The sequence below is a fragment of the Devosia sediminis genome, assembly GCF_016411825.1.
Taxonomy (GTDB): Bacteria; Pseudomonadota; Alphaproteobacteria; order Rhizobiales; family Devosiaceae; genus Devosia; species Devosia sediminis.
In genome coordinates this window covers 383,094-407,884 of sequence record NZ_JAEKMH010000001.1, presented here as the reverse complement: position 1 = coordinate 407,884, position 24,791 = coordinate 383,094, and the positions used below count along the sequence as shown (strand labels likewise).

At 64.8% G+C, this 24,791-nt stretch carries 21 protein-coding genes; 5 read left to right on the top strand and 16 right to left on the bottom strand.

The window, feature by feature from the left end:
* Nucleotides 1-40: 40 nt before the first annotated feature.
* The 7 genes from JEQ47_RS02115 to JEQ47_RS02085 form a co-directional block, all read right to left on the bottom strand.
* The gene (locus JEQ47_RS02115; protein WP_198874738.1) at nt 41-2,143 is read right to left on the bottom strand and encodes an autotransporter domain-containing protein; all 2,103 of its coding nucleotides are present in this window, start codon (nt 2,141-2,143) and stop codon (nt 41-43) included.
* A 170-nt stretch (nt 2,144-2,313) separates the two neighbouring features.
* Nucleotides 2,314-3,222, bottom strand: a complete 909-nt coding sequence (locus tag JEQ47_RS20995; RefSeq protein ID WP_198874737.1) for a helix-turn-helix transcriptional regulator — start codon at nt 3,220-3,222, stop codon at nt 2,314-2,316.
* 187 nt (nt 3,223-3,409) lie between these two features.
* Complete coding sequence (locus tag JEQ47_RS02105) at nt 3,410-3,931, bottom strand: hypothetical protein (protein WP_198874736.1); 522 nt, start codon at nt 3,929-3,931, stop codon at nt 3,410-3,412.
* Nucleotides 3,931-6,087: an autotransporter domain-containing protein gene (locus JEQ47_RS02100; protein ID WP_198874735.1), complete on the bottom strand. Its 2,157-nt coding sequence runs from the start codon at nt 6,085-6,087 to the stop codon at nt 3,931-3,933. The genes JEQ47_RS02105 and JEQ47_RS02100 overlap by 1 nt, the downstream gene beginning before the upstream one ends.
* Nucleotides 6,088-6,227: 140 nt before the next feature.
* Entirely contained in the window at nt 6,228-8,378 is a 2,151-nt protein-coding gene (locus JEQ47_RS02095) for an autotransporter domain-containing protein (protein ID WP_198874734.1), read from the bottom strand.
* A gap of 126 nt (nt 8,379-8,504) precedes the next feature.
* On the bottom strand, nt 8,505-9,485 hold the full coding sequence (locus JEQ47_RS02090; protein WP_198874733.1) for a helix-turn-helix transcriptional regulator: 981 nt from the start codon (nt 9,483-9,485) through the stop codon (nt 8,505-8,507).
* Between the two features lie 156 nt (nt 9,486-9,641).
* Nucleotides 9,642-10,604, bottom strand: coding sequence for an AraC family transcriptional regulator (locus JEQ47_RS02085; RefSeq protein ID WP_198874732.1), 963 nt, complete (start codon nt 10,602-10,604; stop codon nt 9,642-9,644).
* Between the two features lie 180 nt (nt 10,605-10,784).
* Between JEQ47_RS02085 and JEQ47_RS02080 the strand changes: the two genes are divergently transcribed.
* Nucleotides 10,785-11,159, top strand: a complete 375-nt coding sequence (locus tag JEQ47_RS02080; protein WP_198874731.1) for a hypothetical protein — start codon at nt 10,785-10,787, stop codon at nt 11,157-11,159.
* Between the two features lie 23 nt (nt 11,160-11,182).
* Here JEQ47_RS02080 and JEQ47_RS02075 read toward each other — a convergent pair whose 3' ends face one another.
* From JEQ47_RS02075 to JEQ47_RS02050, 6 genes are all read right to left on the bottom strand, one after another.
* Nucleotides 11,183-11,677, bottom strand: a complete 495-nt coding sequence (locus JEQ47_RS02075) for a hypothetical protein (RefSeq protein ID WP_198874730.1) — start codon at nt 11,675-11,677, stop codon at nt 11,183-11,185.
* On the bottom strand, nt 11,670-12,239 hold the full coding sequence (locus JEQ47_RS02070) for a response regulator (protein ID WP_198874729.1): 570 nt from the start codon (nt 12,237-12,239) through the stop codon (nt 11,670-11,672). Before JEQ47_RS02070 ends, JEQ47_RS02075 begins: the two co-directional genes overlap by 8 nt.
* Before the next feature lie 76 nt (nt 12,240-12,315).
* The gene (locus JEQ47_RS02065; protein WP_198874728.1) at nt 12,316-12,690 is read right to left on the bottom strand and encodes a DoxX family protein; all 375 of its coding nucleotides are present in this window, start codon (nt 12,688-12,690) and stop codon (nt 12,316-12,318) included.
* Between the two features lie 134 nt (nt 12,691-12,824).
* Nucleotides 12,825-13,712 carry an aldo/keto reductase gene (locus JEQ47_RS02060; protein WP_198874727.1) on the bottom strand — a complete coding sequence of 296 codons (888 nt, stop codon included), beginning with the start codon at nt 13,710-13,712 and terminating at the stop codon, nt 12,825-12,827.
* A 9-nt stretch (nt 13,713-13,721) separates the two neighbouring features.
* Complete coding sequence (locus JEQ47_RS02055; RefSeq protein WP_198874726.1) at nt 13,722-14,738, bottom strand: zinc-dependent alcohol dehydrogenase family protein; 1,017 nt, start codon at nt 14,736-14,738, stop codon at nt 13,722-13,724.
* Between the two features lie 34 nt (nt 14,739-14,772).
* Nucleotides 14,773-15,750 carry an aldo/keto reductase gene (locus tag JEQ47_RS02050; protein ID WP_198874725.1) on the bottom strand — a complete coding sequence of 326 codons (978 nt, stop codon included), beginning with the start codon at nt 15,748-15,750 and terminating at the stop codon, nt 14,773-14,775.
* 93 nt (nt 15,751-15,843) lie between these two features.
* Here JEQ47_RS02050 and JEQ47_RS02045 point away from each other — a divergent pair, with 93 nt between their 5' ends.
* From JEQ47_RS02045 to JEQ47_RS02030, 4 genes are all read left to right on the top strand, one after another.
* A complete protein-coding gene (locus JEQ47_RS02045) occupies nt 15,844-16,743 on the top strand; it encodes a LysR family transcriptional regulator (protein ID WP_198874724.1) in 900 nt (299 codons plus the stop codon).
* A 293-nt stretch (nt 16,744-17,036) separates the two neighbouring features.
* Complete coding sequence (locus JEQ47_RS02040; protein ID WP_198874723.1) at nt 17,037-17,711, top strand: spermidine synthase; 675 nt, start codon at nt 17,037-17,039, stop codon at nt 17,709-17,711.
* 202 nt (nt 17,712-17,913) lie between these two features.
* Nucleotides 17,914-19,116 (top strand): efflux RND transporter periplasmic adaptor subunit, encoded by a 1,203-nt coding sequence (locus JEQ47_RS02035; protein WP_198874722.1) that lies wholly within the window; start codon nt 17,914-17,916, stop codon nt 19,114-19,116.
* A gap of 3 nt (nt 19,117-19,119) precedes the next feature.
* Nucleotides 19,120-22,269 carry an efflux RND transporter permease subunit gene (locus tag JEQ47_RS02030; RefSeq protein ID WP_198874721.1) on the top strand — a complete coding sequence of 1,050 codons (3,150 nt, stop codon included), beginning with the start codon at nt 19,120-19,122 and terminating at the stop codon, nt 22,267-22,269.
* Between the two features lie 108 nt (nt 22,270-22,377).
* Here the strand turns inward: JEQ47_RS02030 and JEQ47_RS02025 are convergent, their stop codons facing one another.
* From JEQ47_RS02025 to JEQ47_RS02015, 3 genes are all read right to left on the bottom strand, one after another.
* Nucleotides 22,378-23,130 carry an amino acid ABC transporter ATP-binding protein gene (locus JEQ47_RS02025; protein WP_198874720.1) on the bottom strand — a complete coding sequence of 251 codons (753 nt, stop codon included), beginning with the start codon at nt 23,128-23,130 and terminating at the stop codon, nt 22,378-22,380.
* A complete protein-coding gene (locus JEQ47_RS02020) occupies nt 23,127-23,807 on the bottom strand; it encodes an amino acid ABC transporter permease (protein ID WP_198874719.1) in 681 nt (226 codons plus the stop codon). Before JEQ47_RS02020 ends, JEQ47_RS02025 begins: the two co-directional genes overlap by 4 nt.
* A gap of 69 nt (nt 23,808-23,876) precedes the next feature.
* A complete protein-coding gene (locus JEQ47_RS02015; protein ID WP_198874718.1) occupies nt 23,877-24,644 on the bottom strand; it encodes an amino acid ABC transporter substrate-binding protein in 768 nt (255 codons plus the stop codon).
* Nucleotides 24,645-24,791 lie beyond the last annotated feature (147 nt).

Here is a 24,791-nt window from a genome sequence, read left to right as displayed (position 1 = left end):
GACGGCGCCTCTCGCTTGCCTCGCGCTCCAGCCGGGAAGGTCAGAAGGTTGCGCGCAGGCCGAGCGATCCTGAAATCGTGGCATCCTGGCCCTGGCTGGCCACATGCACCGAGCCCGACAACGACAGGTCTTCGCTGATCGCGTGGTCCAGGTCGAGGCCTGCCCGGGCCCAGGTCGCGCCATGGCTGCCGCCGCCCTGGCTGAAATCGAAGAGACCCAGCACCTGGCCGCTGGCACCCGGCGCGCCGCCGCTCCTATGCGCCACTTCCAGCGTGCCGCTCAGCGTCGTCTGCGGCGAAAGTTCAGCTTCCGCCGTCACGCCCAGCCGCACCTCGCCCTGCACCTGGCTCTGCCCGTCGAACCGGGCCGGAAACGCCCCGCCGCTCTCGGTATAGCCGCCCATATCGGTGCGGCCCAGCGCGCCCGAAATCCACGGATTGATGCTGACATTGCCGAACTGCGCCGCATCGAGCCAGTCGATCCGCGCGCGGATGACGCCCGCCGTCACGCCGGTCGATCCCTGCGACATGTCGGTATTCGCGCCATTGCTATAGGCGCGGTTGATGCTGGCCTGCCACCCGCCAACCACGCCGGTCAGCGACAGCAGCAGCGGCGTCCCGTCGGGGTTCCAGTCAACCTCGCCCATCACATAGGCGCCGGAGAGCTGGGCAGTGCCCCCCATCGACAGGCCCTGCCACGACGTGCTGGCGCCGACGCCGAGCCCCGCCACCACGCCATTGCCCAGCGCGCCGCAGGCACCCACTTCACTCAGCGCAATGCCGCTATCGGTATTGGCCTTGTAGGCCAGGTCGCTGACGCTCCACAGGCAGGCTTCGTCTTCCATCCGGTCCTGCGTCATCAGCGGCCGGTGATGCGCGCCGTTAAGCGGCATCCAGGTCAGGTCCACGCCCATCTGCGCCGCCCGCGCATTGGCCAGCAGTGTGTGCGTATACTCCGCCACGTCCATCAGGCCCGACCCGCCACCGGGCTGGCCACCAGGCTCCTGCCCCGGAGGCGGCACCGGATCGGGAACCACGCGGGCGATATAGGACCGACCGATCCCGCCAACCGTATGCTGGCCGACGATGACATTGCCGTCGTCCGAGACACCCATGGCATTGTCGATCGTCGAGTTGACGGCAACGCCATTGGCCGTCAGCCAGTCCGCAACGGAAACCATGCCGGTTGCAGTGGACCAGCGATAGGCCGTCGTATGGTTACCGGCGTCGTCGGCGCCGCCGACCACGACCGAGCCATCGGCCGACACCGCAGTGGCGTAGGAATGGTCGCCGCCCAGCGTGCCGAGGTCGTACATCTGCACATTGCCTCCGACGCCGCCCGTCGCACCCTCGACCCAGCGGAAAGCGCGGTCATGGCCGGCTGCATTGCCGGAATTACCGACGACCACCCTGCCATCGTTGCTGACGCCCTGGCCGACCGAATAAAAGCCGCCGAGCGTGCCCAGGTCCTCGATGGTGGTCCAGGCCGTCTCGATATCGGCCAGCGACCAGCGGACGGCGCGCGCATCGCCGGACGAAATCGAGCCTGTGCCCGTGGCCCACAAGCCATTGCCGGAAATATCTGCACCGGTGGTTTCGAACCCACCCGCCAGTGTGCCCAGCCCATACATCTGCTCGTTGCCAAAGACGCCAGTGGTTGCGCCATCGACGAAAACATAGGCCTCGTAAAAGCCGTTGGATGGCTTGAAGCTGTGACCGACGATGCGCGAACCATCATTTGAAATGGCATTGGCAAAGCTCGATCCGCCATTGAGCATTTCAAGCCGCCCCAGATTCTCGTAGCCTCCCGCCTCGGTCCAGCGGAAGGAATCGGTCAGGATGGACGTCATCTGCCCGACGACTGCGCCGGTATTCGAGACGTCGGTGGTCAGCACGGCCCAGCCACCGGGATCGGTAATGGGCACCACGACGCCATCCGGCCCCAGCAAGAACGACACATGATGCGACCCATCGTAGCCGCGCCCGGTGACGTACTGCCCGTTGCCGCTGACCCCTTCGGCACCGAGCCAGTAATACCCCGGCACGATTTCTCCAGGCGTGAATATCGAGCCCGCAGCCCAAACGGGCGCGCTCAACGCGGTCGTGGCCAGCGCGGCGACGGAAAGGGTACGTAGAAAGGTCATAGGTCAGCTCCCGATAGGCAAAGCCGCTCCGTTCGGGGGAGCGGGCTCATTGCCGGGAAACTGCTGTCATCGGGTCAGCGGGACAACGAATGTGCCCTCAGGCCAATGTGATTGCCGGATTGCATAACCGCGAGGAAGCCGTGCAATGCCAGCCACATAAGTGCGCAGGCTTAGTCGCGCGGCCGGCTGCGATAGGCGCCCGGCGACACGCCGAAGCGGCGGCGGAAGGCCGAGATGAAATTGCTCGATTGCCGATAGCCCAGGGCCCACGCGAGTTGCTTGAGCGGCATATCGAGCCCCTGGTCGAGCATGTCGCGCGCCGCGCTCATGCGCATGTCGAGCAGCAGGTCGAACACCGTCGTACCGTAGAGTTCGCGAAATCCCTGGTTGAGCCGCTTGGTCCGCAGACCCACCGCCGCCGCGAGGGTATGCAGGTCGGGCGGCTCCTGCAGGTTGGACGCCAACAGCTCCCGCGCCTCGCGCACCCGCCGCAATTCCTGGCTGGTAAGTTCGCTTTCCCGGCCCGTCGCCAGGAGGCCCAGTTGCAGGGCCAGCAGTTCGACCGACTTGCCTTCGCGATAGAGCCGCTGCATCGGGCCCGCATAGGTCGGATTGAGCAGGTCGTTCGCCACTTTCCGGGCCAGCGGAGCCGCTGCGCGCATGGCCGAGATCGGCCCGCAGCGCCGCCGTGCCAGCTCGGGCAGGTCGTGGTCCCGCGCCAGTTCGTCCAACCCTTCTGGCGTCAGCATCAGGGCCACCGAGCGAAAGGTCTCTTCGGGTTGCAAGTGATAGCGGATAATGCGGTCGGCAATGCTCACCGCATAGATCTGGCCGCTGTCGCGCCAGAGCTGGTCGGGACTGCCTTGCGCTTCGAGCACGCCGATGCCGCTGACGATGCAGCCCAGAACGAGGTTGTCGGCGTCTCCGCCCCCCGGCGCCGAAACCACATAGGGCGTGTCCGACTGGCCCTCGGTGCGAAAAAGACTCAGCCCGCCGCGGATCGGGACATGCTCGAGAAAGCCCCGATAGGGCCCATCCTCGAGTGTGATCCGGCCGGACGGGTCGAAATCACCCGCCACGCTTTCCTGCTTCGATGAAAAACGCCAAGTATGCTTCAAGTAAGCCTATGTCCGTCCATGCACAAAGCGCACAAACTAGCGGCTGACCCTATTGTGGCAAGACGGCAAGAGTTATGCGCAAAGGCTGCGGATAAGCCGCGCGGGCTGGCGGGCGACGCGCCGGAGAAGCGCGCCGCCCAGGGTCATGTCACTCGCCGAAAGAGCCGGCGAACAGCGCTGCAAGCCGGCTTTCAAAGGGGCGGACCACATCGGCATGGGCCTGGCCGCGCTCGCGCAGAGCCTGCATCTCGACCATCAGACCTTCGACGTGCCGGCGCATCTCCGCCTTCTGGTCCTCCGGCAGCTCGGAGGCATCGAGCAGGGCCAGCGGCTCGGCGAACATGGCATCGATCTGGTCCTGCGGAATGATCGCCATGTAGCCCGCCGAAACCGCCTCATAGGCAGCAATCCAGCTATCGCGGTCGAAGCCGGCCTCCTCGATGAGCATGGTGCTGTCGAGGGAGTCATAGTCATAGAAGCTTTCGGCCGCATCGGTGGTCATGCTCTCCCCGAATTCCTCGGTCAGCACTTCCATCACCGAGATCACGCCTTCCGCTTCGCCGGCGTCGAGGGCCAATACCGATTGCGGCGTGATCACGAAGGCCAGCACCGACGACACGGCGCCGACGGCCAGCGCCAGTGCGGCGGCATTGAGAAGACGAGACGTCATCAGAAAGCTCCCTTGAGGCCGATGGAGCCCGCAACGCTCGGGTCGCGGCCTGCCGTGGCGAAGTGCACCGAGCCCGAAAGCGACAGGGACTCGTTGATCTTGTGGTCAAGCTCGGCCCCGACGCGCAGCCAGGTGTTGGACTGCTGTCCGCCACCGAGCGAGAAGGCGAAGAGACCATCGACCTGACCGCTCGCCGTGGGCGCCGAGCCGGTACGATGCGCCACTTCGAACGTGGTGGAGAGCTTGGTCTGGGTCGAGATCTCTGTAATGGCGGTGAGGCCGAGACGCACGTCCACATGGCTCAGGTCCTGCGCATTGAACCGTGCCGGGAACGGCCCGCCGCTTTCCGCATAGCCATCCACATGCAGCGCCCCGACGCTCACCGAGGTCCACGGATTGATCGTGGTATTGCCCAGTGTCGCCGCTTCCAGCCAGTCCGCGCGCAGCCGCACCACGCCACCCATGGCATTGGTCTGTCCGCTCGAAATGGCCGTATCGGCACCATTCGAATAGGCGCGATCCACATTGGCCTGCCAGCCGCCCAGCATGCCGGTGACCGAAAGGAGCAGCGGCGTGCCGTCGGGCTGCCAGTCTACCTCCCCCAGCACATACTGACCCGCCATGCGGCTCGACCCGCCCAGCGCCAGGTCCTGCCAGGACCGCGTCGTGCCCACCGCGCCGCCGATCCGCACCGCGCCCCCGGCCAGGTCCGTGCAGGCGCCGACTTCGGCAAGGCCAATACCCATGGAGGTACCACCGTGATGGGCAAAGTCACCCGTCGCCCAGGCGCACATGTCGCCATCAAGCTCCGGCGTCAGCATCAGCGGCCGGTGATGCGCACCATTCATCGGCAGCCAGGAGAGGAACTCGCCCGCGCTGGCAATGCCGCCGGCGCCGGCATAGAGCGTCTGCTGATATTCCGAGACATTCATCAACCCCGTACCCGGCTGCGGGCCGGGATTGGGGTTGGGGTTGGGGCCAGGTGCCGGCGGAGGCGCGACACGGGCGATATAGATTTCCTGCTCGCCGTCATCGTTGTTGAGGATACCGCTCACGATACTGCCATCGTCGTTCGTGGCGGAGGCGTTTACCAGCGTATTGTCGACGTTGACGCCCGCCGCGCGCAACCAGTCGGCAACGGCCAGCATGCCGGTCTCCTCGGCCCAGCGGAAGGCGATATATTCCGCGCCTGCCGTCTCGGCCTGGCCGACCGCGACATTGCCATCCCCGGAGACGGCAAAGGCATAACTCCTGTCGCCACCCAACGTGCCGAGGTCATACATCGCCCCGCCATTGTATCCGCCCGTTGCGCCTTCAACCCATCGGAACGCGCGATAATTGCCGCCTTGTGCGACGTCTTGCTCGGAGTAGCCCACGATCACACGGCCATCGGTGGAAAGGTCGCGGGTCACAGCCCAATCCCCACCTAGGTGCCCGAGAGCTAGATGAGTTACCACGCCGCTCTCTATGTCGCTGATGTCATAGCGATAGGCGACGTAGCCGGGGAGACTATCCTCCGCGCCCGCTACATAGCGTCCGTTCCCGGATATCCCGCCGATCTCGACATTGAATGCGGAGGTAGCGGAGATCAGCTCATACATTTGCGGATTGGTGACGACACCCGTGGTCGCATCCTTGATCCACACGAAGCGCTTGTCCAATCCATCTGTTCGACGCGCGAAACCGACGATGACTTCGCCGTCATTCGATATGTCATAGGCAACGCTGCGATTGCCGCCGAGTGAGCCGATATATTCGACGCCGCCGGCCTCGGTCCACCGGAAGGCGCCCGGGGAGTTAATAAAGTTCGAGAAGCCGGCCGCGACCGACCCGTCCCAGGAAAGGCCGGTGAGGTAGGAACTTGCGCCGATGCTCGCATCCAGTTCCAGCGCCGCGCCGTCCATGCCCCAGCGCGTCGCCCGCATCTGGCCGGAATTTACATTTTGGAGGACCCCGCCAATGTAAGCGCCATTGCCGCTCATGGTTTCGACACCGATCGAATTCGTCCATCCGACATTGCCGATGATCCGGTCAATCCGGGCCTGCGCTTCTGCTTCCGGGATCATCACCAGAGCCGTAGTCGCCATCAGCAGTCCGGCCAGCAGCCAACGCCCCTCGTTCCGCCGTTTGGTCCTGCTGAAAGTCCGCCTCGTCATGATATCTCTCCCGAAAGCAAAAGCCGGCTCCACGAATGGAACCGGCTTTGGCAACTATGGGGTTCGGGCATTCTGCTCAACGCGCCGTCAGGGACGGCATAAATCTTGCCGTCCCGCATAAACGCGCGTGGACGCTTCCGTCAGAAAGCTCCCTTGAGGCCGATCGAGCCAGCAACGCTCGGGTCGCGGCCTGCTGTGGCGAAGTGCACCGAGCCCGACAGCGACAGGGACTCGTTGATCTTGTGGTCGAGCTCGGCCCCGACGCGCAGCCAGGTATTGGACTGCTGCCCGCCGCCGAGCGAGAAGGCAAAGAGCCCATCGACCTGACCGCTGGCCGTGGGCGCCGAGCCAGTACGATGCGCGACTTCGAACGTGGTGGAGAGCTTGGTCTGGGTCGTGATTTCCGTAATGGCGGTGAGGCCGAGACGCACGTCCACGTGGCTCAAGTCCTGCGCATTGAACCGTGCCGGGAACGGTCCACCGCTTTCCGTATAGCCGTCGACATGCAGCGCCCCGACACTCACCGAGGTCCACGGGTTGATCGTCGTATTGCCCAGCGTCGCCGCGTCCAGCCAGTCCGCGCGCAGCCGCACCACGCCACCCATGGCATTGGTCTGCCCGCTCGAAATCGCCGTATCGGCACCGTTCGAATAAGCGCGGTCGACATTGGCCTGCCAGCCGCCCAGCATGCCGGTGACTGAAAGGAGCAGCGGCGTGCCGTCGGGCTGCCAGTCCACCTCGCCGAGCACATACTGACCCGCCATGCGGCTCGAACCACCCAGCGCCAGATCCTGCCACGACCGCGTCGTGCCCACCGCCCCGCCGATCCGCACCGCGCCACCGGCCAGGTCGGTGCAGGCGCCGACTTCCGCCAGGCCCAGCCCCGTCGAATTGCCGCCATGATAGGCAAAGTCACCCGTCGCCCAAGCGCACATGTCGCCATCAAGCTCCGGCGTCAGCATCAGCGGCCGGTGATGCGCGCCATTCATCGGCAGCCAGGAAAGGAATTCCCCCGCACTGGCAATGCCACCGGCACCGGCATAGAGCGTCTGCTGGTACTCGGCGATATTCATCAGGCCTGAGCCGCCGCCGGTCGGCTCTTCCGGATTTTCGCCGCCGCCTGTCGGACCTTCATATTTGCCGCGCGCCAGATAGCCGAACCAGTCCCCATTCTCGTCCTGCATCTGTCCGACGACCACGGTCCCGTCATCGGATATGCCATTGGCCTGCTCCAGCCTGTAGCCTGTCGTATTCACCCCATAGCGGCTAAGCCAGGCCGTGATCGACTCCATGCCGGTCTCTTCAGACCAGCGGAAGCCGAGGTCGATATCGGCCTCATCCTGCGTGATTCCGACGACCCATCGCCCATCGCGGGAGACCGCCTCGGCGCTGGCATACTGGCCGCCCAATGTCCCAAGGTCGAGCATCTGCACGTTGCTCGCCACGCCGTCGGTCGCACCCTCGCGCCAGCGGAAGGCGCGGATGCGCCCATCGGCATCGTCCGAAGTTCCCACTACCACCCGGCCGTCTCCAGAGACAGCCCTGGCAAATGAATTGCCGCTCATCCCGGTCAAGGAGCCGAGATTCTCCACCGTCGCCGTACCTGTGGTGGTGAGCCCGCCCAGGTCCCAACGGGTCGCAATGTCGGTGAAGCCGTCGCCATCGCTCTTGCCCACGGCATAGCGCCCATCGCCGGATATGGCCCAGGCATAGGTATGATCATAGCCGCCTGCCAATCCGTCGAGACCATACATCTGCTCGTTGCCGGTGACGCCACCCGTCGCTCCCTCGATCCAGACAAAAGACTGCCGGTTGCCTTGCCAAGTGGAATGCCCGACGACCCGCGTCCCGTCATCGGAGACGCCGCGGCCATAGCTGTACGAGTTGGCTATGGTCGGCGCCAGGGTGCCGAGATCTGTGGTTGTTCCTGAAACAGTATCGCCGACATAGCGGAAGGCGCGCGCCCTGTTATCAGCGTTTTGCCCCTGCCCCACGACGACATTGCCGGCACGATTGATGCCATAGGCGACCATTTCGGTACCGCCCAGAGTGGGGAGGCGTCGTTGCGACCCATCCGCGCTACCGATATAGGCCATAAAGTCGTGATTGGCGGCAAACATGGTGCCCTCGCCATTGACGGAAACAATGCCCATGGGCCAAGCCGTCATACCGGCGTCCTGCGCCTTCGCTTCTGGGACCGCCACCATGGCCGTTGTCGCCATCAACAGGCCTGCCAGCAGCCACCGCCCCTCGTTCCGCTGCCTGCGCGTGGTGATCGTCCCAATGGTCATGAAAAAGTCTCCCGAAAGCAAAAGCCGGCCCAGTGGACCGGCTTTGCGAACTAGGAGAGCCGCTGCACGCACTCAACGCCCGCGCGCGCTGCGCATAAGGAAATACACGATGGCAGAAGACTGGTGTCAGTCCTCCACATGCTCGCGCCGATAAACGCCCGGCGACACGCCGAACCGCCGCCGGAAGGCGGTGCTGAAATTGGACACCTGGTTATAGCCGACCGTCCAGGCCAGTTGCTTGAGCGACATCTCGGCGCCCTCGTCGAGCATCCGCCGCGCCGCCGCCATGCGTGCTTCGAGCAGATAGTCGAACACCGTCGTGCCGAACAGCAGCCGGAAGCCCAGGTTGAGCCGCCGTGTCGAGAGGCCCACCGCCCCCGCCAGCGCGGTCAGGCTCTCCGGTTCCCGGAGGTTGGCCAGGAGCCGCTCGCGTGCCTCGCGCACCCGCATCAGCTCACGCGCGCTCAACTGGTCGGCATCCGGCATCTCGCCGGCCAGCATGTCCAGTTGCATGGCCAGAAGCTCGAGCGCCTTGCCCTCCTGGTAGAGATGCAGCATCGCCCCCTGATAAATCGGCGTCATCAGCTCCTGCGCCACGCGGACGGCGCCCGGCGCCATGGCCCGCATCAGCAACATCGGATCGGCCCGCCCGTTGAGCACGGCGTCAACCACGCGCGGCAGTCCGTCCTGCGAGCCCATGGCCTCGAGCGCATCCGGCGTCAGCATCAGCGCCACCGACTGATAATCGGCATTGCCGTCGATATCGTAGCTGAGCTTTCGCTCCGACAGACTCACGGCATACATCTGCCCGGGCAGCCGCCACCGCTGGCTGTCATTGCCCTCGGCATGGATCACGCCCGAGCCGCCCACCATGCAGCCCAGCACCAGGTTGCTCGACGGCATGTCTCCCAGTGGCGAGACGGAATAGCCGTGCGGCGAAATTCCGCCGCCGCTGAACAGCGACACCCCTTCGCGGATCACCGCATGATCCATGCGCACCGAAAGGCCCGCCTTTTCCACCGCGATGCGGCCGTCCTGGTCGAAAACCTCGGTGGCACCGGCCTTGTTGCTGGCAAAGGCCCAGCTTCCCCGCGTACCGCGCGACATCGGGCTTGCGGCACGCCAGCTTACCGAATTCCTGGCTATGGGTCTGTCTCCGGGGCGAATTGGGGAGGGGGTCTCCCCCTCGCCATTCAACGGCCCGAATTCAATGCGCCGGACCATCCGGCATAAACAATTCCGGCACGCATAGCGTCCGGACCATCAGGCTGGCGGCCGGCCCTGCCGGAGGCTGCCCGGTGTCACTCCGAAGCGGCGGCGGAAGGCGGTGACGAAATTGCTCACCTGGCCATAGCCGAGGTCCCAGGCCAGTTGCTTGAGCGGCATCGGCGTGCCGGCCTCCAGCGCCGCCCGCGCGACGTCGAGCCGCGCATCCTGGAGATAGGAAAACACCGTGGTGCCATAGAGATCACGGAAGCCGCGATTGAGCTTCTTGGACGACAGCCCGGCCATGCTGGCTAGGGCTTCGAGATCGGGCGGATCGCGCAGATCGGCCATCAGCATGTCGCGGGCCATGCGGATCCGCGATTGCTCGCGCGAGGTCAGGGTGCGGCTCTGGCTACCGCCGCCCAGATGCTGAAACTGGTGTCCCAGCAGTTCGAGAACCCTCGCCTGCAAGAAGAGCCGCCCGATCGGCCCCTCGAAGGGCGAGCGCAGCAGCGACTGGCTCAGCCGGCGGATGCCGCCCGGCAGGGTTCCCATGTCGGCCAGGTCGTCGCGCCGCGCCAGCAGCACATCGCTCACGATATCGGGCAGGGTGTCGTCAGCGCCGAGAAAGTCCATGGCTTCGGCCTCGATCCGCACCGCCACCGATCGCCACCCCCGCTCGGCATCGATCTCGTAGCGGCAATGCCGCTCGATCGGCGACAGGGCATAGAAGCGCCCATCGTCGCGCCACACCATGTCGTCGCAGCCCTCGAGCTTGAGCAGGCCGCGGCTGGACAGCACCCCGCCCAGCACCACCCTGCCCTGTCGGTCGCCCCCCGCCACGTCGATCTGGAAGCGGCAATGGGCCGAGGCTTCCCCGCGATAGAGCCAGATGCCGGGAAGAACCTGTACTTCCTCGAGATAGGCGCGCGTCGCGCCATGCCGGAAGCGCAGGCGTTCCGAATTCTCGAAATGGTGCGGCCGCGAACAGCCGCCGCTCGAAAACAACCATTCTTCCATATGTCAGCCCATCCACGAGGCGGCAGAAGCTAGGGCAAATCCGATAGGTGTCAATTGTTTGCTTGATTGTTGTCCGGATCGCATAACCCGTGCCGCTGATAATAACACAGGCATGATATCGTCGCCCACGCGCCAGAGTCGCCATCCCGGCGGCCGGCGCAACTTGGGGGGACTTCCAGCATGCCAGATCTGGCACATCTCTACTTCCGCACGGCCATCCTGTTCCTGATCGCCGGCATCTGCGTGGGTATCTACATGTCCATGAGCGGCAACCATGCCGTCACCGGCGCCCATGCCCACATCAATCTGCTCGGCTGGGTGACCAGTGCCCTGTTCGGCACCTATCTGGCGCTCAATCCGGCCAAGGCTAGCGGCCTGCTGCCGCGCCTGCAGTACTTCGTCTACGTGATTGGCGTCATCGCCATGGGCACGTCGCTCTATCTGATGCTCGACGGCAATACCGCCCTCGTGCCCGTGGTTGCCGCCGCCTCGCTCGTCGCCTTTGCCGGCGTGCTGCTCTTTGCCGTCATCATCTTCATGCCGGCTCGCACCTGACCCTTGCGGCGCGTTGGCCCCGGTCAGCGCGCCGCTTCGACCTGCGCCCGTGCCGCCACGCGGTTGGTCAGCGTTTCGAGGTCTCGGATCAGCGGCATGAAAGGTTCGAGATCGTCGCCCCGGCACAGCCCCTGCTGCGCGAAAGCCAGCGCATCGGCATAGCAGGCCGCCTCTTCGGGCCGGATTTCCACGCGGTCGATCAGCACGACGTCGAGGCAGTCGTAGGTGTGCATGGCCACTTCGGTAAGCAGGTGCATGCCCGCCAGGCCCGCCAGGTCGCGCGTTTGCGCCGCCCATTGGCAGCCCTTGGCCACATCGGCATCGGGCCAGGCGCGCAATAGCGCTATGAGCGGCACGATTGCCTTTTCGATCTGCCCTTCCACCTGCCCCTTCATTGCCGAAACCGAGCGGTCCGACGCCATGTTGGCGCCGCTGCGATTGATGCCGCCCGGCTTCAGCGCTTCGCGATGAAACTTGGTTTGCACATTGACCAGGCGTCCGGCGGCGGCATCAGGCATCGGTTTCCTCCAGCGCAATGGTGTCGGCTTCGGCGTCGCCCTGCCGGCGCTTTGGCACGCCGTCATGCTCTTCCTCGCGGAAGCGGCGATCGGGGCCGTAATAGGTCGGGCTTTCCCAGAAGGGTCTCGGCCTCCGGGCGATCCAGTTGATCCGGTCATACAGGACCACGGGCGCCACCGGCTTGGAGAGCACGAAATTGGCGCCACAATCGCGCGCCTGGTGCACGCTGATGCGCCGCGCCGTGCCCATGGTGATGACCATGGGGATCGAACGCCGCACGTGCCTTGTGTCGAGGCGGATGGCGCGGACGAATTCTATGCCGCTGCCGGCCTGGCGCTCCTTGCCGGGCCCGGGCAGGTCGGCCGCCACGATCAGGAAATCCACGTCCCGGTCAACCAGCAGGCGTGCCGCATTATGGGCATCGGCGGCCTCATGCACGGTCTTGGCCCCAAAGCCGTAGAGCAGTCGCCGGAACAGTTCGCGATAGAGGTCACTGGGGTCGGCGACGAGGAAGCCGACCTCCGACAGATTGACCGAGTCTTCCACGAACTTGAGCGCCATGATGGCCACTGCTTATCGGAAAACTGCTGATAGTCCCTTAAGCCGGCCGTAAAAACTGTGACCAGTCAGTAGCTTCCTACGGGCGCACCAGCGGAAACACGGCCCTGACTTTCTCCTCGCGCAGCCACAGCGCCACCCACACCGCGATCCCGAGGTAGATCGAGAACAGGGTGTGGCTGAACAGCGGATTGTCGACCCGGAGATTGGCCGCCAGGGATGCGCCAAGCAGACCCGTGGTCAGCACCGCACCGAGCAGCGCCGTGCGCGGAATGAGAAACAGCACCACGCAGCCGATCTCGATCGCCGCAATCAGCAGCAGGTATTTCACCGGCCAGCCCACCACGTCCATCGGCTCGATAGCCGCTTCAAGGCCCAAGAGCTTCGGCGCCGCCGACGCTATCGCCAGAAACAGCCCGATCAGCCCACTCAATATCCAGCCTGCAATCTTCATTTGTCTTCCCCCGTTTGGGCGCACCACGCTGCCCTCTGCCCATGCGACGGCGAGCCAAGCCGGGATTCGACAAATCGCCAAACAAAAACCACCCGGCGCAAACCGGGCGGTTTCACTGCATCAGTCAGACCATCTCAATCGGGAATGACGAAAGGATAGGTCTTGGTGCTGATCGATTGCGGATCGGGCCCGCCGCGGCGGTCCTGGTCCAGCGCATCGATCTGCGCCATCTCGTCCACCGCCAGGGTAAAGTCGAAGACGTCGAAGTTCTCGGCGATGCGTGCCGCCTTCACAGATTTCGGGATAACCTGGTGGCTCAGTTGCAGGTGCCAGCGCAGGATGACCTGCGCCGCCGTCTTGTGATGGCGATCAGCGATCGCCACGACGACAGGATGGGTCAACGGATCATGCTCGGGATTGGGCTTGTCCGTATAGTATCGGGCCACGCCGCCGATCGGCGACCAGGCCTGAGTGACGATCCCGTGCTGGCGATGGAACTCCGTCAGCCCTTTGCGCTGGTAGAAGGGGTGCAGCTCGATCTGGTTGACCGCCGGAACGACGCCGGTCTCGTCCATGACCTTCTGCAACTGCGCCTCGTTGAAATTGGAGACGCCGATCGCACGCAACTGGCCGCCCTTGGCCAGTTCGGTCAGCGCTTTCCAGGCGCCCAGCGTGCGCTCGAACTCGTCCGGCGTCGGCTGGTGCAGCAGGTAGAGATCGACATGGTCAAGACCGAGCTTGCGCAGCGAGCGCTCGACGCCACGCACGGCCCCGTCATAGGTGTAGTCCGAAATCCAGAGCTTGGACTCGATGAACACCTCGTCGCGCGGCACGCCGCTGGCCAGGAGCCCCTGCCCCACCTGCTCTTCGTTGCGATAGGCTGCCGCTGTGTCGATCAGCCGATAGCCCAGCCGCAGTGCCGTCTCGACGGATTCCGTCGTTTCCTCGGGGGAAGACCGGTAGACCCCGAGACCCACAGCAGGTATCTCGGCACCCGTATTGAGCGTGTAGCTTTGCGTCATGTTCTTGTCCTAAACCCGCAGCAGCGTCTTGATGGCCCGGCGTTCGTCCATGGCGCGATAGCCCTCCGCTACGTCGGCCAGCGGGATCTGCTGGTCGAACACCTTGCCCGGATTGATCTTGCGGCTCAGCACCAGGTCCATGAGGTGCGGCAGGAAGCGGCGCACCGGCGCCGGACCGCCCAGCATGCCGACCTGGGTGAAGAACAGTTTCTGGCCGTCGAACTGCACGCCATGCGGCACGCCGACAAAGCCCACCATCGAGCCGGGCCGCGCCACCTGCAAGGCCTGCGTCATGGATTCCTGCGTGCCGACGCATTCGAGCACGGCATCGGCGCCGATCCGGTTGGTCATTGCCTTGATCTTGGCGATCCCTTCCTCCCCGCGCTCGGCCACGATGTCGGTCGCGCCATATTCCAGCGCCAGGTCCTGCCGGCTCTTGTGGCGGCTCATGGCGATGATGCGCTCGGCGCCCATCTGCTTGGCCGCCAGCACGCCCATGAGGCCCACCGCGCCGTCACCGACCACGACCACACTCATGCCAGCCTGCACCCGCGCCGCATCGGCTGCGTACCAGCCCGTGCCCAAGACGTCCGAAACGGCTAGCAGGCTCGGGATCAGGTCTTCGTCCGGTTGGCTGTCGGTGCTCACCAGCGTGCCGTCGGCCAGCGGGATGCGGGCATATTCGGCCTGCGCCCCAGTCATGAATTCTCGCTGCTCGCAGGATGACTGAAAGCCATGGGCGCAATGCGGGCAAGTATTGTCCGAGAGCACGAAGGAGCCGACCACGAACTGCCCGGGCTTGACCGTCTTCACGTCGCTGCCGACCTCGACCACGATGCCGCAATATTCGTGGCCCATGGCCATGGGCGCGGTGATCGCGTTGGCGCCGCGATAGGGCCAAAGGTCCGATCCGCAGATGCAGGTCGCCGACAGCTTGATGATCGCATCCGTCGGCTGCTGGATCGTGGGCATGGCCAGCTCTTCGTACCGGACATCGCCCGGCGCATGCATAATGGTTCCGTACATTGTCGTCTCCGTTTCTGTCTCCTCCCTGAAAAAGTCAGCGGTCGATGCGCGCCATGTTGAGTGGCGAATAGCGGTCGCCCTTAAGGGCAATGCTCCCGGTTGCCGCCCCGATCTGCGCGAGGTCGTCAGCGCTCAGCGCGACCGATGCGGCCCCGATATTTTCCTCCAGCCGGTGCAGCTTGGTGGTGCCGGGTATGGGCGCGATCCAGGGCTTCTGCGCCAGCACCCAGGCCAAAGCCAGTTGCGCCGGCGTGACGCCTTTGTCACGCGCCAACTGCTGCACCGTTTCCACCAGCGCAGCATTGGCCACCCGGTTTTCCTTGTCGAAGCGCGGCAAGGTGTTGCGGAAATCCTTTTCCGTGAACTGCGTAGTGGCGTCGATCGTGCCGGTCAGAAACCCCTTGCCTAGGGGGCTGAACGGCACGAAGCCGATGCCGAGTTCTTCGAGCACCGGCAGGATCTGTTCCTCCGGCTCGCGCCACATCAGCGAATATTCGCTCTGCAGCGCCGTGACCGGCAGCACGGCATGGGCCTTGCGGATATTGGCGACGCCCGCCTCCGACATGCCGAAATACTTGACCTTCCCCTCGGCGATCAGGTCCTTGACCGTCCCCGCGACGTCTTCGATCGGCGTGTCCCGGTCCACTCGGTGCTGGTAGTAGAGGTCGATATGGTCGGTCCGCAGCCGCTTCAGCGAGCCCTCGATCGCCTTGCGAATGCGCGCCGGCCGGCTGTCGGGCACGCCGCTGCCGTCGATGTCGAAGCCGAATTTGGTGGCAATCACCACCTGGTCGCGGATCGGCGCCAGCGCCTCCCCCACCACCGTCTCGTTGGTATAGGGCCCATAGACCTCGGCCGTATCGAAGAACGTCACGCCCCGCTCGAAGGCATCGCGGATGATCCTGATGCCATCGGCCTCGGGCAGCGGCGTTCCATAGGACTGGCTGATCCCCATGCAGCCAAAGCCGATTGCAGACACTTCGAGCCCCTGGCCCAGAATGCGCTTCTTCATGTCGATCTCCTCGTGCTGACCTCCTTTCTACGCCTTGCCGCACCTATTGATTAGCTGCTAGCCGTCGCATGGGTCTATGAGCGGAGATCATGAATGCCCATCGACAACATCAGCGATCTGCGGGCTTTCGTGGCCGTCGCACGCGAGGGTAGCTTCACTCGCGCCGCCGCCCGGCTCAGCGTGTCGCAGTCGGCCCTGAGCCACACTCTGCGCAAGCTCGAGACCCGGCTCGGGGTTCGTCTCCTCAACCGCACCACGCGCAGTGTCTCCCCCACCGCCGCCGGCCAGACCCTGCTGGACGCCATCGCCCCGCGCTTCGAGGAGATCGAGGCTAGCCTTGCCGATCTGGTCGACAACAAGGATCGCCCCGCCGGCACCATTCGCATCACCTGCAGCACCCACGCTGCCGACACCATCCTCTGGCCGAAATTGTCGAAGGTCCTGCCGCTCTATCCCGATATCAAGCTCGAACTCAGCATCGACCATGGCTTTGTCGACATATCAGGCAACCAGTTCGATGCCGGCGTGCGCTTGGGGGAAGACGTGGCGAAGGACATGATCGCCGTTCGCATCGCCCCCGACATGCGGCTCGTCGCCGTCGCGGCCCCGTCCTATCTCGTCGGCCGCAATCCCCCGAAAGTCCCGCAGGACCTTACCGCCCACAATTGCATCAACATGCGCCTGTCGACCTATGGCAACCTCTATGCCTGGGAGTTCGAAAAAGAGGGCCAGCAGTTGCGCGTCCGCGTCGATGGCCAATTGACCTTCGGCCATACCGAACCCATCGCCCGCGCTGCCCGCGCCGGTTTCGGCATCGGCTTCGTCCCCGAGGATGTGGTTGAGGAGGATTTCCGCAAGGGCACGCTGATCAAGCTGCTCCCCGACTGGGTGCAGAGCTTTTCCGGTTTCCACCTCTATTATCCCAGCCGCCGCCAGACCTCGCCCGCCTTCCAGGTCATCGTCGATGCCCTGCGCTATCGGGGCGAACGCTAACGCATCAGTGCCTCCCTCCCTTCGTGCTCTATGTTCGTTCGTCACCACCCGGCTTGACCGGGTGGTCCATGCAGCAACGATCACTGCGTCGTGGAGAGGTGAATTGCCCGGTCAAGCCGGGCAATGACGGTGAGCATAAACGTCAGGGTGACCCCTTGCGAGCATCAGGTCGCCAAACCTCCCCTCTCTTCTCCTCCCCCCTGTTTCAGGGGGAGGTCGGGTTGGGGGTGCTCTTTCCTTGCCCCTCGCGCCCACGCCTGTTACGCCAGCCCGACAACCCCACGAGGCCCCCCATGCTGCCCTGGCAGAAACTCGGCGAGACCACCATGCCCGGCGGCGGTCCGATGACGCTGATGCAGCGCGGCACCGAATATTCGGTCATGTCGGGCACCATCACCCTGATGAATAGCCGCATGAGCAATTCGGAAGAGCAGCTCGCCAAAATGTCTGCCGCCCGCCTCGGTGCGCGGCCACAGCCACGCATTCTCATCGGCGGCCTCGGCCTCGGCTTCACCCTGCGCGAAGCCCTCAAATGCTTTGCCACCGATAGCGAGATCGTTGTGGCTGAACTGGTGCCGGAGATCGTCGAATGGGCGCGCGGGCCGCTGCTGCCGCTCCATGGCGACAGCCTCGACGACCCGCGAGTCCGTATTCACCTGGGCGACGTCGCTACCGCTATCAGCGGCACGAAACCCTTCGACGCCATCCTGCTCGATGTCGACAACGGCCCCGACGGCCTGTTCCGCCCCGCCAATGACCGGCTCTACAACGCGGCTGGCCTCGCGGCGGGTCGCGCCGCCCTGACCCCGGGCGGTCACCTGGCGGTGTGGTCTTCCCACCCAGACATTCGCTTCACCAAGCGCCTCAGGCAGACCGGCATGGCGGTCGACGAAGTCACGGTCCGCGCACGCGACAATGGCAAGGGCGACCGCCACACGCTCTGGTTCGCGACGAAGGCCGGCGGCTAGAGAACTTCCACCGCACTGTTGGAATATCCGCGCCATCGGTCTGTCGCCTCTTAAACGGGCTGCCAACACCCGCGTGGTCATGTTGTCGCGCCGCCGCCATACTGTCTTGCTCTTGTTGCCTTGATGGAAAAAAAGCGCGTACTGGTGGGCAATTGCCGAGCGAATGCCCATATGGACCGGATCGACGCGAAGGGGGATTGAGATGACCAGCGCCAACGACAAGCCCGAATGGGCGCAGAGCAAGCGTGAAAAGCTCAATGCCGAGCGTGTCGCCCAGGGCCTCAAGCCCAAGCGCCGCATCTGGCCCTGGATCCTCCTCGCCCTGATCGTCGCGGCCGTGGTCGCCTTTATTTTCCTCAGCCCGCCGCCTCCGGCCGTCGACGACACCACCACTGCCGAACAGGCGCCCGTCGCCCGGCAGGTGCGCCAGTCCGAAACCCTGACCCTTGCTCCCGCGACGCTCACCGAAACCGTGAAGGTCACCGGCACGCTGGTGCCGGCACAGCGCTCCGAGATCGCCTCACAGGCATCCGGCCGTGTCATGGCGGTCATGGTCCGACCGGGCGATACGGTCAACGAGGGCGATGTCCTGGCGCAGATCGACCGCGCCAGCCTCGAATTGCAGCTCACCCAGCAGCAGGCCACCGCCGGCGCCACCCGCGCCCAGCTCCAGTCGTCCCAGCAGCAGCTCGAGCGTACCGAACAGCTTGCCGGCCAGGGCCTCGCCACCCCCTCGGCACTCGAACAGGCCCGCTCCGCCACTGCTGCGCTCGAGGCCCAGCTCGAAGCTCTCGAAAGCGGCGTCGAAACCGCCCAGCTCGCGCTCGACAATGCAACCGTGAAGTCGCCGCTCTCGGGCATCGTTTCGGCCCGTTCGGTCGAACCGGGCCAGACCATCCAGGCCGGCACGCCGCTTTTCACCGTCGTCAATCTCGACAAGATGGAGTTCGACGCCGCCGCCTCGGTGAATTCCAGCGCCCGCGTCGCTGCCGGGCAGACCGCCGTCGTAACCGTCACCGGTCTTGATGGGCAGCAGTTCACCGGCCAGGTTTCCCGCGTCAATCCGGTGGCCCTGACCGGCACGCGCACCGTGCCGATCTATATCGACCTCGACAACGAAGAGGGCAATCTGCGCGGCGGCATGTTCGCCACCGGCCAGATCGCCGTGCGTGAGGAACAGGGCGCGCTCGCCGTGCCGGTCTCGGCGCTGCGCGAAGATGCCGAGGGCACCTATGTCCTCACCATCGACGGCGAAACGCTGGTGCGCAAACCGGTCGAAGTCGTGCAGGAATGGAACCGTGGCAGCCAGCTCGAGGTCACCGGCCTTGTCGAAGGCGACGTCATCGTCGCCGCCGCGTTGAGCGAACTGGAGCCGGGCGAAACCATCACGCTTGTCGAGGGCTGATCCATGTTTCTGACCCGCATCAGCGTCAATCATCCGGTCTTTGCCACCATGGTCATGGTGGCGATCATGGTCTTCGGCATCTACTCCTATCAGCGCCTGCCCATCGAGCAGTTGCCCGATGTCGACTTTCCCGTCGTCGCCGTGGTCGCCAGCTATCCCGGCGCCTCACCCGAGGCCGTCGAGGCCGACATTATCGAGCCCATCGAAAACGCCGTGAACACCATTGCCGGGCTGGACACGATCCAGTCCACGGCCCAGTCGGGCCAGGCCCTGGTGCTGATGATTTTCGATCTCGAAGCCAGCTCCCAGGAAAAGCTCCAGGAAGTGCGCGACAAGATCGATCCGCTTCGCGCCGAACTGCCCGACGCCGCCGGCGATCCGCAGATCCTGCGCTTCGATCCCGGCGATCTGCCGCTGCTGTCGCTCGCGGTCAGCTCCAGCAGCCTGTCGGCCCGTGACCTCACGGCCCTCACCGAAGATGTCATCGCCGCGCGCATTTCCAACATCGATGGCGTCGGCAGCGCTTCGGTGGTCGGCGGTGTGCCGCGCCAGCTCAATATCGAGATCGACCCCGATCGCCTCGCCGCCTTCAACATCAGCCCCAATGCCGTGGTGCAGGCGCTGCAGGGTGCCAATCGCGACCTCGCCGCCGGCTCCATCACCCAGGACAGCATCGTCCAGTCTATCCAGGTGCTCGGCCGCCTCGAGAACGCCGAGGATTTCCTCGACGTCACCGTGGGTAATCAGGGCGGCCAGCCCGTCACGCTGGGCGACGTCGCCACCCTGGTCGACGGCACCGGCGAAGCCTCGAGCCTCGCCATTCTCAATGGCGAGCCGGCGCTGGCCATCGACGTGCTCAAGACCCAGGGCGCCAATACCGTTGGCGTTGCGGAGGACATCCGCGCCACCATTGCCGATCTCCTCGCCAATGAGCTGCCCGAGGGTGTCGACGTCGAAGTGGTCGTCGACAATGCCGAGCCGGTGGAGAATTCCTTCCACGCCGTGCAGAACATGCTGATCGAGGGTGCCATTCTCGCCGTCGTCATCGTCTACCTGTTCCTCAATTCCTGGCGCTCCACTGTCATCACGGGCCTGACCCTGCCGATTTCCATCATCGGCACCATGATTGCGCTCAATTTCCTCGGCTTCACCCTCAACATGATGACGCTGCTGGCCCTGTCGCTGGCCGTGGGCATCCTCATCGACGACGCCATCGTGGTGCGCGAGAACATCACGCGCCATCTCCACATGGGCAAGTCTCACCGCCAGGCGGCCCTCGACGGCACCAATGAAATCGGCCTCGCCGTCATGGCCACCACGCTTTCCATCGTCGCCGTCTTCCTGCCGGTGGCCTTCATGGACGGCATCATGGGGCGCTTCTTCCTGCAGTTCGGCGTCACCGTCTCGGTCGCCGTGCTGATTTCGCTCTTCGTCGCCTTCACTCTCGACCCGATGATGTCGAGCGTCTGGTACGATCCGGCCGCCAACCCCAACGTCAAGCGCGGCCCCATCGGCCGTCTCGTCGGCCAGTTCGACCGCTTCTTCGAGTGGATCACCCGCGGTTATCGCGGCCTCATCCGCTGGAGCCTAAAATTCCGCAAGACGGTGCTGTTCATCGCCTTTCTGTCCTTTGTCGGCGCCATGGCGCTGTTCCCGCGCGTGGGGGTCGAGTTCATCCCGGTCACCGACAACGGCATCTTCACCGTCTCCATCGAGACCCCTGCCGGCTCCAGCATGGAAGCCACCGCCGCCAAGCTCCGGCAGGCCGAAGACATCATCCGCGCCTATCCCGAGGTGGATCGCACCTATTCCACCATTGCCGGCGGCCTTGCAGCGTCTGGCGCCAATGCCGGCACCATGACCGTCACCATGGTCGACAAGACCCAGCGCAGCGTCACGCCTGAGGAGTTCATGCCCCAGGTGCGCCGCGACCTCGAAGCCATTCCCGGCGCCCAGTTCCAGGTATCCTCGGCCTCGGGCCTCGGCGGCTCCGCGGCGCCGGTCTCCGTGACCCTCTATGGCGACAGTTTCGCCACCCTCGAGCGTCTCTCCGACCAGCTCGTCGCCGAGCTCGAGCAGATCCCCGGCCTCATCAACGTGACCTCCAGCCTCGACGAGGCCCAGTCGGTGGTCGGCATCCGCATCAACAGCGACCTTGCCGACAATCTCGGCGTCTCCATGGCCCAGATCGCCGCCACCCTCAGCCCACTGATCAGCGGCCAGGAAGTAGCGAGCTGGACCGCTCAGAATGGCCAGGTCTATTCCGTGGTCGTCCGCCTGCCTGAAAGCCTGCGCGACGATATCGACGGCATCGGCAACCTGCCCATCGCCCAGTCCGGCGCCACCGGCTCGAGCGAAATGATCACCTTGAGCCAGGTCGCCGAAGTCGTGGAAAGCACCGGCCCTGCCACCATCAACCGGCAGGACCTGCAGCGCGGCGTCACCATCGAGGCCCTGCTCGAAGGCGTCGAACTCGGCACCGTGTCGCCGCAACTGCAGCAGGCCGTCGACAATCTAGACCTACCCACCGGCTATCGCACTTCGCTGGGCGGCGATGTCGAGCAGATCGCCGAAACCTTCGGAGCCGTCGGCTCGGCCCTCCTCCTGGCGGTGATCTTCATCTACCTGGTACTGGCCTCGCAGTTCGGCAGCTTCCTCCAGCCCATCGCCATCATGGGCTCGCTGCCCCTGGCGCTGATCGGCGTGATGGTGGGCCTGCTTGTGGGCGGCTCGACGCTCAACATGTTCTCGGCCATCGGCTTCATCATGCTCATGGGTCTTGTGGTGAAGAACGCCATCCTCCTGGTCGACAATGCCAACCAACACGTCAAGGAAGGCTGGAACCTCTACGAAGCTCTCGTCGAAGCCGGCTCCACCCGCTTCCGCCCGATCATCATGACCACCCTGGCCATGATCTTCGGCATGCTGCCCCTGGCGCTCAATCTCCATGCGGGGAGCGGCGAAAACGCACCCATGGCCCACGCCGTCATCGGCGGCCTCATCAGCTCCACCGCCCTGACCCTCGTCGTCGTACCGGTGCTGCTGACCTATATCGACAGCTTCAGCCGCTTCACCCGCCGCTTCCTGCCCAAATCGCCGGACGACGTGCATCACGAGGCCGAGCCCAAGACTCCGCCCACTCCAGCGGAATAGCGGAGTTTGGTTTGGGTGCCTTGACCTTGATCTAGTGACACCCACAGCGCCGCCCTCGGGCTTGACCCGAGGGCCTCTCAAGGCATGCACAAAGTCAGGGAGCGGGGCTCACCCCGCCTGCCCCGTCAGCGTCGAGATGAACACCTTGGTGCGCGGCTCGCGCGGCGCACCGAACACCTCTCCGGCCGGGCCTGCCTCGACGACTTCCCCGGCATCGAGATAGACCACATTGCTGGCAATGCTCGCCGCCAGCCGCAGGTCATGGGTCGCCATCAGCATGGTCGTGCCCTCGCGCGCCAATTGCGCCAAAACCTCGATCACCTCGGCCGCCAATTGCGGATCGAGCGCCGAGGTCGGCTCGTCGCAGAGCAGGACCTTCGGCGATGGCGCCAGCGCCCGGGCAATCGCCACGCGCTGCTGCTGCCCGCCCGAAAGGCTCGATGGCCACTCATCGGCCTTGAAGCGCATGCCCACCTTGTCGAGCAGCTCCATTGCCCGCGCGCGCGCTCTGTCCCGAGGCCATTTCAGCACCGTCACCAGCGCCTCCATGACATTCTCGACCACGGTGCGATGCGGGAACAGCTGGAAATTCTGGAACACCATGCCGGTCTTGCGCCGCAGCGCCAGCATCGCCCCGCGATCCACCTTGCCGCCGGGCACGAAGCGGATTTCGGCATCATCGATGCACACCCGCCCCGCCTGCGGAATTTCCAGCAGGTTGACGCAGCGCAGCAGCGTGCTCTTGCCGCTGCCCGACGCCCCGATCAGCGCCGTCACATGCCCCTCGGGCACCACCACGCTGACACCCTTGAGGACAAGGTTGTCGCCAAAACTCTTCTCGATCCCCTCCAGCGCAATCATGACGCCGCCTCAAGGTAGCCGCCATAGCGCGAGAACCGCTTCTCGACATGCCCCTGCAGCCAGGACAGCACCGAGCTCACAGCGAGATAGATCAAGGCTACCTCGATATAGAGGATCAGCGGCTCATAGGTGGTAGCAACGATCCGCTGCCCCGCCCGGAACAGCTCCGGCACGGTGATGGCTGCTGCCAGCGACGTGTCCTTCACCAGCGAAATAAACGTGTTCGAAAGCGGCGGCACGGCAATGCGCGTCGCCTGCGGCAGGATGGTCCGGCGCATGGCCTGGCCCCAGGTCATGCCGACAGAATAGGCCGCCTCCCACTGCCCTTTGGGCACAGCCAGGAGCACCGCCCGTACGATCTCCGACGTATAGGCGCCGACATTGAGGGTGAAGCCGATCAGCGCCGCCGGAAAGGCATCGAGCACGATGCCGACGCTGGGCAGCCCGTAAAAGATCAGGAAGAGCTGCACCAGCAGCGGCGTGCCGCGGATGATCCACACATAGAAGCGCACCACCGCCGCGATCGGCCAGGGCGCGAACAGCCGCGCCAGCGCCGCCACCAGCCCCACTGCGAGACCCAGCACGAAACTCAGCAGCGTCAGCGGCACGGTAAAGACGAGGCAGGCCCACAGCAGCGAAGGCAGCGACTCGATCATCAGGTTGAGCCAATGCGGCATGCCACCTCCACGAAAAAGGGACCGGCCGGATATCGGCCGATCCCCCGTCATATTAAGGGTTGGAAGCGCCTACTGCGAGACGTCTTCGCCGAAGTACTTTTCGGAAATCGCCGCATAGGTGCCGTCGGCCTTGATGGCTTCCAGCGCCTCGTTGATGGCGGCCAGCAGTTCCGGCTTGCCCTTGGCCAGGATCACGCCCGAAAAATCGGCGTCTTCGGCCGTGGCGACGACCTTGACCGGCGCGTCCGGCTGCTGGGTCTTGAAGTCGAAGAACGACAGGCTGTCATTGATGGTGGCGTCGGCGCGGCCCTGGATGACCAGCGCGATCGACTGGTCGAAGCCGTCGGTGCCGACCAGCTCGGCGCCATATTCCTCGGCCAGCTTGCCGAAATTGGACGTCAGCGTCTGCGCCGACTTCTTGCCGGCGAGACCTTCGAAGCTGGTAATGTCGGCATTGGCTTCCGCTACGATCAGCGCCGCCTTGGAGGCGATATAGGGCTCGGAGAAGTCATACTTGGCCTGGCGCTCTTCATTGATGCCCACCTGGTTGATGACGACGTCATAGCGGTTGGCGTCGATACCGGCGATCAGCCCGTCCCACGGTCCTTCGACGAATTCGGCTTCCACCCCGATATGCTCGGCAATGGCGCGGCCGATTTCCACGTCGAAGCCGACCAGCGCGCCGGTATCGTCATGGAAAGTGAAGGGCGCATAGGTGCCCTCGGTACCGATCTTGAGGACGCCCGCGGTCTTGACCTGGTCCAGCGCCGTCTGCGCGAAAGCCGGGGTGGCGAGACCAAGCACGCCGAGCGCGAGGAGAACTTTCGGGAACTTCATTTGTCTGTCCTTGCATGGCCCCGCCGGTCCGTCCGGCCGGGGCAATCTGGTCCGAAATCTGAGCCCGCAGCGGTGCGGGTTCAATGCCTTGGATGAATGTTTCTGTTTCGGTGCGGCAGCCGACGCGAGCGTGCTCAAGTCGTCGGC